Origin of the sequence: Yersinia hibernica, from assembly GCF_004124235.1 — a bacterium.
In the GTDB taxonomy this organism is placed as follows: Bacteria; Pseudomonadota; Gammaproteobacteria; order Enterobacterales; family Enterobacteriaceae; genus Yersinia; species Yersinia hibernica.
On sequence record NZ_CP032487.1, the window covers coordinates 385,872 to 399,467 of the forward strand.

Consider the following 13,596-nt stretch of genomic DNA (forward strand, 5'->3'; position numbering starts at 1 on the left):
CATCACACTGACTTGGTCTGTGACAACACGTATTTTGGAGGTGTCAGTGTGAGCTGGCAGATGTTTAAATCTCAATATTTGGTGCGTTTTTGGGCACCACTGCCGGCGGTGATTGCGGCGGGTATTCTAGCGACTTATTACTTTGGTTTGACTGGCACTTTTTGGGCGGTGACCGGGGAGTTCACCCGTTGGGGGGGCCACCTGATGCAGCTATTGGGCGCCCATCCGCAGGAGTGGGGCTACTTTAAAGTTATCGGGCTAGAGGGGACACCGCTGGACCGTATCGACGGCATGATGATTATCGGGATGTTTGCCGGATGTATTGCTGCAGCGCTGTGGGCCAACAATGTGAAACTGCGTAAACCGCAGCATGGTATCCGCATTGCCCAAGCGCTGGTCGGTGGCATTATCGCCGGTTTTGGGGCGCGCCTGGCGATGGGCTGCAATCTGGCGGCGTTCTTTACCGGTATTCCACAGTTTTCACTGCATGCTTGGTTCTTTGCACTCGCGACAGCCGCGGGGTCATATTTTGGTGCTAAATTTACCTTATTGCCGCTGTTTCGCATCCCGGTGAAATTACAAAAAGTCACCGCCGCCTCGCCGCTGACCCAGCATCCGGCCAGAGCGGCACGCCGTTTTCGCCTGGGCATGGTCGTGTTTATTCTGGCATTAGGTTGGTCGTTAATTGAGTTGTTCCGCCACCCAAAGCTGGGCATTGCCATGTTATGTGGAATTGGCTTTGGGTTGCTGATTGAACGGGCGCAGATTTGCTTTACTTCCGCGTTTCGCGATTTGTGGATAACCGGCCGTACCCATATGGCGAAAGCGATTATTCTGGGGATGGCGGTCAGTGCGATTGGTATTTTCAGCTATGTGCAGCTGGGGGTAGCGCCCAAGATTTTGTGGGCCGGGCCAAATGCGGTGATCGGTGGTTTACTGTTCGGTTTTGGTATTGTATTGGCCGGCGGTTGTGAAACCGGCTGGATGTATCGCGCGGTAGAGGGGCAAATTCACTATTGGTGGGTGGGGCTGGGAAATATTATTGGCGCGACTATTCTGGCCTATTATTGGGATGATTTTGCTCCCGTTTTGGCCACCGATTATGACAAAGTCAACCTATTGGAAACCTTCGGGCCGATCGGCGGGTTACTGGTGACCTACCTGATGTTGGCCGCCGCCTTTGCCGCCATGCTGTGGTGGGAAAAGCGCTTCTTTCGCAAGCAGAACGCGGCCACATCCACTCTGATTAAGGAGCCATCATGAGCCATTCTTCGTCAGTTGATAAGCGAGCAACCCATCCTGCTATTGTGCCCGATTATCGTTTGGATATGGTGGGCGAACCTTGCCCGTATCCCGCCGTCGCCACACTCGAAGCTATGCCGCAACTGCAACCGGGCGAAATCCTGGAAGTTATCAGTGACTGCCCGCAATCTATTAATAATATTCCGTTAGATGCCCGAAATTACGGCTATACCGTGTTGGATATTCAGCAAGATGGCCCGACCATTCGCTACCTGATTCAGCGCTAACCTCGGGCAACAAGATGAGTGATTGGTGCAATCAATGCCCATCACTCCAGTGCGCAGCAGTTTGGCGAAATAAGTGATTGAGCGGCCATTAGCGCCATCATGCTGATGGCCGCCTCAACATCAGTTTGCCGCCGGTGTGGTTTTGGCCGGTACTGCGGTGGCCAGTGACACACCCGCCGCCCGCAGCCGTTTTAATATGCTGTATAACAAAGCACTTTTGGTGTTACTGACCATGCGCGGGCTGGGCACCAAGCCGGTGACACTGAGCACAATACCATCCGGGCTTAACTGACTGAATTTCACTGACGGCTCTGGCATTTCCAGTATTGATTCATGCTCTTTATAAGCCGCTATCAGCAGCGATTGTGCCAGTTCAATATCTAAATCCAGCGGGAAGGTCAGGGCAATGGTGACCACCCCTTGGGCATTGGCCATTGTGGCGTTGCGCACATTTTGTGAAATCAATTGAGAGTTTGGCACGATGACGGTAGAGCGGTCACTGAGTTGAATTTCAGTGGCGCGGACATTTATACGGCGAATATCCCCCTCCACCCCACTAATACTGATTAAATCCCCGACCTTGACGGGCCGCTCGGTGAGCAAAATAATGCCGGAAATAAAGTTTTTCACAATTTCCTGCAAGCCAAAGCCAATACCAACTGACAGCGCGCTGACAATCCAGGCCAATTTATTCCACTGAATCCCCAGCACTGATAGGGTCAACAAAATAACCAGCACATAGCCGATATTACTAAACAGTGTGACCGCCGAGGTTTTTATCCCGGAATCCATCTGGGTTTTGGGCAGGAATTCATGACTCAGCCACCGGCGCGCCGCTTTGAGCACATACAACCCGACCAGCAGACAAATCACTGAGTTCAGTAAATTAGCTGGGACAATATTTAAATCTTCCAGCCCCTCACCACTTAATAGCTCAACGGCCTTTTGTAGCAGTGAAATTGGCGTGGTCGAGCCAAAAGTACCGTCGAGTAGAGCAAGAGCGGCCAGCAATATCAGCAACACTTTGCTGGTGGCGGATAATAATGTAGCGGCTTGTGACAAATGGCGATCGTCAATATTCAGTGATTGCTTAATCGCCTTCCCGGCACGGCTAGTGGGTGAAAAAATACTCTCGGCTAAATCAACACAGAGGTGGGTCAGTAAATATAGACAGGCGAGGACTAAACAGCTCCAGACCAGTTTATAACTCAAAAATTTCGCCAGTGCGATATAGCCCACTAACAGTGACAGTAATATGGCCAATGCAGTTATGCCGATAGCGACATGAATTAACCCCGCCAGTGTGGAATAAGCCTCGGGTTTCTCACCATTGGCCACCAAATTACGCCGTATTCGGTTGGCTCGTAAGGGAATAATCGCTGCGGTGAGAGCCATTAACAGGGCTGATATACCGTTACCAAAAATTGTCCCCGACACGCTGATATTGATCATATTGTTCATCTGATCAATCGCACCAAAAATCATAATGCAGATGGCTAATAGCGGCGGAAATAACGTCAGTGAGGCGGCGACTTCATCCGCAATGGCGGGCAATCGCCATGAGGGGCGCTGATTAGATAAGAATGCTCGCCCAAGACCGGCCACCAGTGCGGAGAAAAACATTAGCTGAACAAAAACTTGCGAAAAATTCATCACAACCAATGATACATCTGGCGTGCGAGTGAATGTCTGGATGATGCATTGTGCCACCGTGACGGTAATCAACACGGTATAAAGTGTGGTGGCGGATGCCATAAAACTGCGGCGCAATGGGCCTTGTGGCAGGCATTTGGTACAGAACCAGGCGGTCAAATTGTCGAGGAATTTAAACCCAAAAACACTAATAGACAGCGCCAGCAGCAGGTATATCGTGGTGCCAACCCGCCATTCTGGCTCCCAAGCTGCACTCCAGGCATCCGCCAGTTCTTGGATAAAATCTTTCAGCCGTTGATCGTCATCTGCATTGGGATTAATGATAGGCGCCCAGAAATGCGCACCCAGAATACTGCCGGAGTTGAGGGCGATTTGGGTCTTCAATGCTGAATGCCGTAAGGCGATAATTTGCGTCGCCAGATTTTCTGCATTGGTCTTGATGGCTTGGGCCTGATCATTCTGGCCATCCAACTGGACTTTCCGGGTATTGAGAACCCGGCGCTGTTGGGCCACTACCGGGGTTTCAGCCAGTGCTCCAGCCGACGGCGGCGGGCCTAAAACATCCAATTGTGTTTGCAGTTGCTCTAGTTTGGGCTTCAGGTCTTCCAGCAGTATGTTGGCATCTCGCACCAGCGCGAGCGATGTTTCTTTTAGCGCATTCAACTCGCTATCAGATGTACTGACAGAAACATTCTGCTTTATTTTATCTAATTGTTTTTGCAGGCTAATTAACTGTACGGATATCGCGGGTTTGGCCGGCTCTTCACTGCTTGCGGCGGTGTTATCTGCGGTTGTTGCCGCCAAAACCGTGCCGGTTGTTGCCGTAAAAATAAGCGCAATCAGTAGAAATGTTAGCCGCAGATATGTTCGTACTGGGCATGTTCGTAGCAGAAATTGCAGGGAATCGCGCCGCGGTGAAACTAAATACCCATTCTTTTCCATAAAGCCTGTCAGCCCCAAAGTGAGTGCCACAATAAACCCGTTAATATGTAGAGCTATGCCGTTAAGCCTAGCAGAAAGCTATTGTGGCATAGACGACGGCTGACTGAATAATCTTACTCTGATAATTACTTTCACAATATTAAATAATAAAGATAATAATTATCATTGTAATTAACGCTCTCATTTAATAAATTGTGCGCTGCACTTATGGACCCACGATATGTGGCGCGCAGGTAAGAGAGTTTGCCCTGCGGAAATAGCATGGATGCTGATTAATCACCCTCTATTTTATATGCCTATACCCTTGTGACTTGCCGTCAACCAATAACGCCAAGTTTTTTGGGGATAATTATCTGGGGAAGATAACTATGTTCTCGGCTTTTTTAATAAAGCGTTCTGCCGCGTTGTGCTCACTGGCTATTTTTATGCCATGCACTGCCATGGCTGATGACACAATAGAAGTGACTGCTAAAGCAGGCCACGCAGCAGATTTACCCACCTTGGGTTACACCGCCAAAACCACCAAAGGGGCAACAAAAACTGACCAGCCGTTAATTCTGACTGCGCAGTCAGTGTCGGTCATTACCCGCCAGCAAATGGATGATCAAAATGTGGCGACGGTTAACCAGGCGCTGAATTACACGCCCGGTGTCTTCACCGGTTTTTCCGGCGGCGCGACTCGTTATGACACTATTGCTTTGCGCGGTTTTCATGGCGGTGATGTGAACAACACTTTCCTGGATGGGCTGCGGCTGCTCAGCGATGGCGGCAGTTATAATGTGTTGCAGGTCGATCCGTGGTTCCTCGAACGTATTGATGTTATCAAAGGCCCGTCCTCGGCATTGTATGGTCAAAGTATCCCCGGTGGCTTGGTGATGATGACGTCCAAACGCCCACAATTTACCTCTGAGGGCCATTTTCGCCTGACTGCCGGTAATCACAATACGCAAAATGTCGCCTTTGATTATACCGATGCGATTGCCGAACATTGGGCCTTTCGCTTAACGGGGATCACCCGTAATAGCAACACCATGTATGACCATCAACGCGAAGAGCGCTATGCAATTGCGCCGTCATTATTGTGGCAACCGGATGAAAACACGTCACTGTTATTGCGCGCTAATTTGCAAAAAGACCCCTCTGGCGGCTACCACAGTGCGGTTCCTGCCGATGGCAGTATTTATGGGCAGAAGTTAAGTCGCGGTTTCTTTGATGGTGAAACCAATCACAACGTATTTAAACGTTGGCAGCAAATCTACAGTTATGAATTTGCACATAAATTTGATGATGTTTGGTCTTTCCGACAAAATGCCAGCTATACCCATGCTAATAGTCAGTTAGAGCAGGTTTATCAGGGGGGCTGGAATAGCGACCGCACTCTCATGAATCGCTATTATTCTGGCGAAGACGCCTCTCTCAATGCATTTGCTGTTGATAATCAACTGGCTGCTGATTTCGCTACGGCGACGGTTGCACACAAAGTGTTACTCGGTTTTGATTTTCAAAAATTCAGCAACAATCTACGTAGCGACAGTGCGTTTGCTACCACATTGAATCCTTACACCGGTATTTCTGGTGGCAGCACACTGTACCGCGATTATTTGCTGACGACTCCTGGCATCAATTCATCCTATTTAAATCGCCGCTATGAGCAGAGTGGCATTTATCTGCAAGATGAAATAAAGCTGGATAATTGGCATCTGAATTTGTCTGGCCGTTATGATCGGATGAAAACGGAAAATATCAATAAGACCGCCAACAGTACGGATGAGCGCACCGATAAACACGCCAGTGGGCGCGCTTCATTGCTGTATGGTTTTGATAGTGGCATTTCACCGTATGTGAGTTATAGCCAAGCTATCACTCCAAGTTTATTCCCGGATGCTCAGCAAAAACTGCTCAAGCCGATGACCAGCGAGCAGTATGAAGTGGGGATTAAATATCAACCGCCGGGCAGTTCTTCACTCTATTCCGCCGCGTTATATGACCTGACCCAAAATGATGTGGCAAACCGTGCCGTGCCCGCCACTTATTATGTGCCAGCAGGTAAGGTGAATTCACAGGGGCTGGAGCTTGAAGCTCGAAGCCAGATTAATGAGCGGCTGAGTGTGATTGCGGGCTACACCTATAACCGTGTGAAATTCAAAGATGCTATTGATGGGAATGATGGCAACACACCGGTATTAGCACCATCCAATATGGCTTCGCTGTGGGCGCAATATGAAGCGGGTTATGGCATCAATGTTGGTGCCGGTATCCGCTACATTGGCAAGCAGTGGGCTGATGATGCCAATACCTTGCGAGTGCCTTCTTACACACTGGGTGATGCTTCTGTTCGCGCCGATTTGGGCACTTGGGCTGCTTCGCTGAAAGGCGCGTTTGTGCAATTGAATGTGAATAATATCGCCGACAAGAAGTACGTCGCGGCCTGCTACAACACCTCCTATTGCTACTGGGGGGCAGAGCGCTCTGTGCAAGCGACAGTAGGTTACGACTTCTGATTTACTGGTCAAGTATTCAATGTGTTGATCATGCGGTAGAATCACTCTTTTTGAAGTGTGCATCTGATGGCTAAAGTTGACGTAAAATGCCCGTTTTGTGAGCAAATCGAATCTGTTAAAAAGCATGGCCTGGGTAAGGCCATGCTTCAGCGCTATCGGTGCCAGTCGTGCTGCCGTACTTTCCAGCTCGATTATGCTTATCGCGCCTGCCAACCCGGCATGAAATCACAAATTGTCGACCTTGCAATGAACAATGCCGGTATTCGAGACACTGCCCGAGCTTTACATATCAGCATTAATGCCGTTGTGCGCACACTAAAAAACTCTCGCCGAGAGTTGTAACCACGCTTCCTCTGGATAACCTGCAAATTCAGCTTATCTGTGAAGTTGATGAAATGTGGTCGTTTGTTGGCAATAAAAAGCGTCAGCGTTGGCTGTGGTATGCATGGGAGCCTCGTCTCAAACGTATTGTTGCTCATGCTTTTGGGCGCAGGAGCAAAATGACGCAGTGCAAATTACTGGGTTTACTGTCGGGCTTCAGAGTCGCCTTCTGGTGTACAGACAACTTCAGTGCTTATGAGATGTTACCGGCTACAAAAGACATCACAGGTAAGCTTTACACCCAGCGGATTGAACGCAAAAACCTGAATCTTCGTAACCGGTTAAAACGACTGAATCGCAAAACGCTTGGGTACTCAAAATCGGCAGAAATGCATGACAAGATAATCGGCACGTTCATTGAGCGTGAGCATTACCTGCAATGACCCTATCTACACATTGAATACGTGACCCATTTTTCTACCTCGTTGGATAATCCATTAAGAGACCCTAACTGGTCTCAAATACTGGAAGAAATGCCTATGGTGTGTGGCAGTTCCGCAGTATCAGATCAATTTATTATGAGCCTTGAGGAGTTTAATGATCTTATTCATGCCTATACGGTTATCCATCTGATTGATGTTCGCGAATCACATGAGCGTGAGCAGGTCTCTATCGGCGGGGAACATATTCCACTTGCTGAGATAGAAAGTATCGATAATGAATGTCGCAATGATGTGCCTATTATTTTGTATTGTCAGTCCGGCGTTCGTAGCCAAAGGGCTGCCAGTCTGTTGGCAAATAAACTGCCGCACTCGCAAATATTCAGTTTGAAAGGCGGAATATCTGCATTTTTGGCTTCGGATTTATATCCTGAAATGATGGTTAATTTAGCGCAGTGTCAGTGTGGCGGAGTGAGAGAGTGTCATTAAGTGGTCAGGCTAAAATAACTCGTGGCCCACCTCTCGACGGGCCACTGCTCTAGATTTAACGCCAAAATGGGCGGCTATAATCGCGTTTAATATCCTCTCGGCTTAGGCCAATATCTTTCAATTGATCCGTGTTTAAGCGCTCCAGTGTATTGGCTGTTTTGCGCTGTTCATTCCATTGACATCCATATCTGTATGTTTTTAGCCACAAGCGAATAAAAATATTAGGGCGATTTTTTGTAGCTCGAGTAATTGACGAGCAGCATTCATCTATTTGATCTTCAATTATATTATTCATTATTGACTCCCCGTCAGTAGGTGAGCCATTAGCATGAAGCTTGGACGTAAAACATTACAGATGCAAATTAGGACTATTATTTCCATACAGATATGAGATATATCAACTGAATGGTGCAATTTCGTGCTGTCTGTACTGGTTCTGTTCGCCATACTTTATGTTGCATAGGTACTGCAACTGGAGTTAATGAGAAAAATTATTTATTTATCAGGTGAAATCAATGACTCGTTACCAACAACTGGCTGATATTTTGAGTCAGCGGATTAAAGAAGGGCTTTATATTGCAGGTGAGCGGCTGCCCTCGGTCAGAGTATTGAGTGACGAGCATGGGGTGAGCATTAGTACCGTACAACAAGCTTATCGGCAGTTGGAAGAGTGTCTGTTGATTGAGGCGCGTGCAAAGTCGGGTTATTTCGTGCGGTGTAGTTCAAATTTGCCCTCTTTGCCCGCCACGTGTACCCATGCACAGCGGCCGGTCGAGATATCGCAGTGGGAAAATACGCTGGCATTTCTGCAAAGAGGCAATCAGGAGAATGTTATTCATTTGGGCGTGGGTTCGCCGGATCTTTCTGGCCCTGGGCTGAAAATTCTCAGTCGTTTATTGAGCCGTATTAGCCTTCATCAGAGTGAAGAAGTGCTGGAGTATGACAATATTTATGGCACGCTGGTATTACGTGAGCAAATTGCTCGTCTGATGCTGGATAGCGGCAATCATCAATCGGCTGACAATATTATTATTACATCCGGCTGCCATGGCGCACTGGCGATTGCGTTAGGTGCGGTTTGCCAGCCCGGTGACATTGTGGCGGTGGATTCCCCCAGTTTCCACGGTGCGATGCAAACCCTGAAAGGGATGGGCATGAAAGTGATTGAAATCCCAACCGATCCTGTGGTGGGAATCAGTCTGGAGGCGCTTGAAATGGCGCTAGATCAATGGCCGATTAAAGCTATTCAACTCACACCAACGTGCAATAATCCACTGGGCTACAATATGCCCGATGAACGCAAAAAAGCGCTGCTGACACTCGCTCAGCGTTATGATGTCGCCATAATTGAAGATGATGTGTATGGTGCGCTGGCCTATCAATATCCCCGCCCACCAACGATTGCTTCATTTGATGATGACGGGCGAGTATTGCTGTGCAGTTCTTTCTCAAAAACGGTGGCCCCGGGGTTGCGTATCGGCTGGATTGCACCGGGGCGCTATTTAGATAAAGCGCTGCATATGAAATATATTTCTGCCGGGCGAGCTGCTTCATTACCCCAATTGGCGATGGCTGAATTTATCAAGCAGGGCCATTACATGCAGCATTTGCGCCGAATGCGCCGCCAATATCAACGCAATCGCGACATTATGACCGCTTGGGTGATGAAATATTTCCCGCCCAATACCTGCTTAAGTCGGCCACAGGGCAGTTTTATGTTATGGGTCGAATTGCCGCACGGGTTTGATAGTCTGCGTCTTAATCGCTGCTTATTACCATTGGGGATACAGGTGGCGGCTGGGTTTATTAGCTCCGCCTCAGGGAAATACCGCAATTGTCTGCGCTTGAGTTACAGCAAGCCGATGACGGCTGAAATTGAACGTGCAGTGCAAAAAGTGGGTAAGACAATTTACGAGTTGTTGGCTGATGCTGAGCCGAAAGTCGCTTTAGCACAGCAAAACCAGCCATAAGTGAGTTTTGAGTTTCTTACTGACGCAAATAAATCTGTGGCAGGGCGCTTTCCGGGTGACGCGAAACTCCCAAATCAGCCTGATACCAGCGGGTCAGCGTTTCAGCATTGAGCACTTGCTCTGGTGTGCCACTGGCCACCAGCTCACCTTGCGCTAACAGTAAAATACGATCGGCATACAGTGCCGCCAGATTCAAATCATGCAGAACACAGCATACAGCCAAGGGTTCTTGGTTAGTGAGTTGACGCAGTAACCGCAGGGTATGTTGTTGATGATACAAATCTAATGCCGAAGTCGGCTCGTCAAGGAACAGCCAGCGCGGGGCCGGTTCCGGTTGCCACAATTGCGCTAATACCCGCGCGAGTTGCACCCGCTGTTGCTCGCCGCCCGAGAGTGCACGGTAATCGCGTTGTGCCAAAGCTAGGCAGTCTGTTTGCGCCATAACTTCTTGCAATGCTTGATGATTTTGTGCCGCACCATAAGGTGCCCGGCCCATTTGAATCACTTCACTAACACTGAATGGAAAGGCCAAGTCACTGTATTGGCGCATCACTGCTCGGGTGCGCGCCAATGCTTGGGGCTGCCAGCTATTGAGATCTTTGCCCAGCAACTGGCACTGGCCTTCAGAGGGAGAAAGGTAGCCCGTTAATAAACGCAGTAGGGTGGATTTGCCCGCGCCGTTTGGCCCGATAATCGCCACCATTTCCCCGCTGGCGATGTGTAATGAAACATGATTAATCAGCCTTTGCCCCTGAACATGGTAAGAAAGCTGATTCGCTGTTAATAACGCGCTATTAACCACTGCGTTGCTCCCGCTGACGTAAAATCAGCCACAGAAAATAAGGGCCGCCCAGTAAACTGGTTATCAACCCGACGGGCATTTCAGCCGGTGCTACCAAGGTTCGGGCCAGCGTGTCGGCGGTCAGTAATAAGCAAGCCCCGCCCAGCGCAGCACCAGGCAGTAACCAGCGGTGGTCGGCTCCAATACGCATACGGATCAGATGCGGTACGACCAACCCAATAAAACCAATCACTCCACTGACCGCAACGGCGGCACCAATTAAAATCGCGCTGAGCAGCAGCAGGCGCAATTTGGCTTGCCGTACATTGACCCCGAGGTAATGCGCTTCTTCATCCCCCAGTTGCAACAGGTTTAATTGACGAGCTTGCAACAAACCGAGTACACACGCGGGCAAAATCAATGAGGTGGCTACCATAAGTGTTGACCACTGTGCCTGACCTAAGCTGCCCATGCTCCATAAGGAAAATTGGCGTAACTGTTGGTCATCACTGATATAGGTCAATACCCCAACTGCGGCACCACACAGCGCATTAATGGCGATACCGGCCAGCAGCAAGCGCGATAAGTTGCCATGCCCCCAGCGGCTGAGGGTGAAAATGACGACTGAAATCGCCAGACTGCCAATAAACGCGCCAACCATATGACTGTAAAGTGCCAACAGGGGCGGCAGGCTGAACGGCATAACAATAATCAGGCCGACACACAGAGCCGCACCGCTGCTGATACCCAGCAAACCGGGGTCTGCCAGCGGGTTGCGGAATAACCCTTGCATGATAGCGCCGGAAACGGCCAGTGCGCAGCCAACCACCACCGCCAACAGCACGCGAGGCAGGCGGATATTGAGCCAAATATGCCACATAGCATCATCTAGTGAGGCGTGCCACAACGTGCGGAACGAGAGCGTCAATGCACCCATATTGGCTGAGCCGAGCGCTAAGATGATCAGAATCATCAACAAGATACTCAGCATCAGGCGCGGGTGGATACGGCAATTCATTGCGCTTGTTCCATACTTTTGCGCAGCTGCGCCAGCACGTGTGGGGTTTCCAGACCAAAGCCCAGCAGCGCCATGTCATCCACGACTAATAGGCGCTTATTTTTACCCGCGGGTGTTAATGCCATCCCGGGTAATTTCCAGATGCCCTCACTGCCCCCTAGCGCTCTTACGCCGTCACTGCTAATCAGTAATAAATCCGGGGCGCTGGCAATCACACCCTCCTGTGACAGGGGACGATAGCGGCTGAACCCCTGCATCGCGTTGCTACCCCCAGCGGCGCGGATCATGGCGTCCGCGGCGGTGTTTTGACCTGCGGCCATCGGCGTTAACCCGCCGTGGCTCATGACAAACAGCACTTTGACCGGCAGCGGCGTGTTATTCACGCCACTCAAACGCTGCTGATAGTCTTTGATAAGTTCTTGCCCTTTCTCCTGCTGATGCAGTGCTGTGGCGACCGCGCTTATTTTTACTGCCACACTTTCCGGTGTGGTTTGGCCGGGGATGGTGACGACATTCACACCGCTGTCAGCGACCTGTTTAAGCACCAGTGAAGGTTGCGCCAGCTCACTGACCAGCAGCATGGTCGGCTTCATCGCCAAAATCCCTTCAGCATTGAGCATGCGCATGTAACCAACATCAGGCAGCTTCTGCACTGCCTGAGGCTGTAGACTGGTACTGTCACGGGCCACAATCTCGCCCCCCGCACCCAGTGCGTAGGCAATTTCTGTGACATCACCACCAATGGTGACGATACGTTCTGCGGCTAAAGCATTTAGCGGCAGAATGCAGGCGCTCAGTAACAGAATGAAAGGGAGTGACAGTAACCTTAGTCTCATGCGGCGATATCCTTATTATTTAGGCGAGCAATCTGCTCACGCCATTGAGTTTGTTCTGGTTGCCCTTCAGTGCGCTGGCCGTAAAGTTGAGCCAACTGAGTACCATCCGCAGCAAACAGTTCCAAGCTAGTGACAAACCCGTCTTTAGTGGGTTTGCGGGTAATCCAGCTTTCCGCAATAGCGGTTTCAATCAGATGCAGAGTGAAGCGCTTGTTGAAAACATTAATCCAATCTTGATGCGGTGTGACCTTTTCAATCATGCCGGTAAAGATTTGCACACAACCGCGGTTACCGACGAAAATCATAATTTCGTTCTGTTCTTGCTGGGCAATATGCAAAAGTTGGGTCAGTGAACTGTTATCAACCTGATAAGCTAGGTCATTACCCACTGCGCGGAATGCTTGCTGGCGCGTCAGATTATTGCGCTTGAGCAACTGGAAAAACTGGTGTACGTCAGTCATGGCGCGCCATTCGGTATCGACTGTTTCATCCGTGGCGGTCGGTTTTGCTACTTCAGGTGCGCTTAGTGGCTCTAGCTGCAATTGTGGGTTTTCTGTGGTGATGAACTGCGCCAGCAGTGCTTCCCAGGCGGGCATGTCAGTTTGTTCAGTGACATACACTTTATGCAAAGCATCGCCCTGATGGTCGAAGAACTGGATGCTATGACGCACACCGTGGCGAGTTTCTTCTGTCAATGTGAATGCGCTGGCCCATTGATTGAGAAACAGACGCAAATCTAAATCGCGCGGATTGAGGATTAAACCCGCATGGCCGTTCAGATGTTGATTCTCATAGCGCCCCATTTGCTCATGCACCGCATAAGTATTGCGGGTGATAGCTTTGACTTCACCGACCGCCTCTAATGCGGCCAACAATGTGCGGGCATCAGCTTTCAGGCGTTTGGCATCATGACCGACGCGGCTGTGGGTCAGTTCCGCTTCTGATATGCCCATCAGTGTGGCTAAATCGCGAGCATATTTGCCTGGGTTATCGGCTTTTGCTTGCTGATACTGTTCATATATTGACTTGCTCATAATAACTTCCTCATTCTATTGATTTTTTATATGCAGGTGACAGGTAGACATGATAATCCGGTCATTCGAGGATTGAATTACC

At 49.7% G+C, this 13,596-nt stretch carries 12 protein-coding genes; 6 read left to right on the forward strand and 6 right to left on the reverse strand.

Annotated elements, in window-relative coordinates:
- Positions 1–48: 48 nt before the first annotated feature.
- Positions 49–1,263 carry a selenium metabolism membrane protein YedE/FdhT gene (gene yedE, locus D5F51_RS01850; protein WP_087769225.1) on the forward strand — a complete coding sequence of 405 codons (1,215 nt, stop codon included), beginning with the start codon at positions 49–51 and terminating at the stop codon, positions 1,261–1,263.
- A complete protein-coding gene (gene yedF / locus D5F51_RS01855; RefSeq protein WP_025379781.1) occupies positions 1,260–1,529 on the forward strand; it encodes a sulfurtransferase-like selenium metabolism protein YedF in 270 nt (89 codons plus the stop codon). Before yedE ends, yedF begins: the two co-directional genes overlap by 4 nt.
- 120 nt (positions 1,530–1,649) lie before the next feature.
- Here yedF and D5F51_RS01860 read toward each other — a convergent pair whose 3' ends face one another.
- Complete coding sequence (locus tag D5F51_RS01860; protein WP_425471846.1) at positions 1,650–4,124, reverse strand: DUF3772 domain-containing protein; 2,475 nt, start codon at positions 4,122–4,124, stop codon at positions 1,650–1,652.
- Positions 4,125–4,492: 368 nt separating this feature from the next.
- Here D5F51_RS01860 and D5F51_RS01865 point away from each other — a divergent pair, with 368 nt between their 5' ends.
- The 3 genes from D5F51_RS01865 to D5F51_RS01875 all read left to right on the forward strand — a co-directional run bounded on the left by D5F51_RS01865 (position 4,493) and on the right by D5F51_RS01875 (position 7,875).
- Positions 4,493–6,625, forward strand: coding sequence for a TonB-dependent siderophore receptor (locus D5F51_RS01865; protein ID WP_129195448.1), 2,133 nt, complete (start codon positions 4,493–4,495; stop codon positions 6,623–6,625).
- 66 nt (positions 6,626–6,691) lie between these two features.
- Positions 6,692–7,389 (forward strand): IS1 family transposase gene (locus D5F51_RS01870; protein WP_129195449.1). Its coding sequence is split into 2 segments (ribosomal slippage): positions 6,692–6,941 and positions 6,941–7,389, totalling 699 coding nucleotides; the frame shifts between segments, so codons are not numbered across the junction.
- A 90-nt stretch (positions 7,390–7,479) separates the two neighbouring features.
- Positions 7,480–7,875 (forward strand): rhodanese-like domain-containing protein, encoded by a 396-nt coding sequence (locus D5F51_RS01875; RefSeq protein ID WP_129195450.1) that lies wholly within the window; start codon positions 7,480–7,482, stop codon positions 7,873–7,875.
- 55 nt (positions 7,876–7,930) lie between these two features.
- Here the strand turns inward: D5F51_RS01875 and D5F51_RS01880 are convergent, their stop codons facing one another.
- On the reverse strand, positions 7,931–8,170 hold the full coding sequence (locus D5F51_RS01880; RefSeq protein WP_025379775.1) for a DUF1127 domain-containing protein: 240 nt from the start codon (positions 8,168–8,170) through the stop codon (positions 7,931–7,933).
- A gap of 220 nt (positions 8,171–8,390) precedes the next feature.
- Between D5F51_RS01880 and D5F51_RS01885 the strand changes: the two genes are divergently transcribed.
- Positions 8,391–9,845: an aminotransferase-like domain-containing protein gene (locus D5F51_RS01885; protein WP_129195451.1), complete on the forward strand. Its 1,455-nt coding sequence runs from the start codon at positions 8,391–8,393 to the stop codon at positions 9,843–9,845.
- Positions 9,846–9,861: 16 nt separating this feature from the next.
- Here the strand turns inward: D5F51_RS01885 and D5F51_RS01890 are convergent, their stop codons facing one another.
- From D5F51_RS01890 to D5F51_RS01905, 4 genes are read right to left on the reverse strand one after another with little or no spacing between them, the layout of a single operon-like run.
- Positions 9,862–10,647, reverse strand: coding sequence for a heme ABC transporter ATP-binding protein (locus D5F51_RS01890; RefSeq protein WP_129195452.1), 786 nt, complete (start codon positions 10,645–10,647; stop codon positions 9,862–9,864).
- Complete coding sequence (locus D5F51_RS01895) at positions 10,640–11,644, reverse strand: FecCD family ABC transporter permease (protein WP_025379772.1); 1,005 nt, start codon at positions 11,642–11,644, stop codon at positions 10,640–10,642. The genes D5F51_RS01890 and D5F51_RS01895 overlap by 8 nt, the downstream gene beginning before the upstream one ends.
- Positions 11,641–12,480 (reverse strand): heme/hemin ABC transporter substrate-binding protein, encoded by an 840-nt coding sequence (locus D5F51_RS01900; RefSeq protein ID WP_129195453.1) that lies wholly within the window; start codon positions 12,478–12,480, stop codon positions 11,641–11,643. The genes D5F51_RS01895 and D5F51_RS01900 overlap by 4 nt, the downstream gene beginning before the upstream one ends.
- Positions 12,477–13,514 carry a hemin-degrading factor gene (locus tag D5F51_RS01905; protein WP_129195454.1) on the reverse strand — a complete coding sequence of 346 codons (1,038 nt, stop codon included), beginning with the start codon at positions 13,512–13,514 and terminating at the stop codon, positions 12,477–12,479. Before D5F51_RS01905 ends, D5F51_RS01900 begins: the two co-directional genes overlap by 4 nt.
- Positions 13,515–13,596 lie beyond the last annotated feature (82 nt).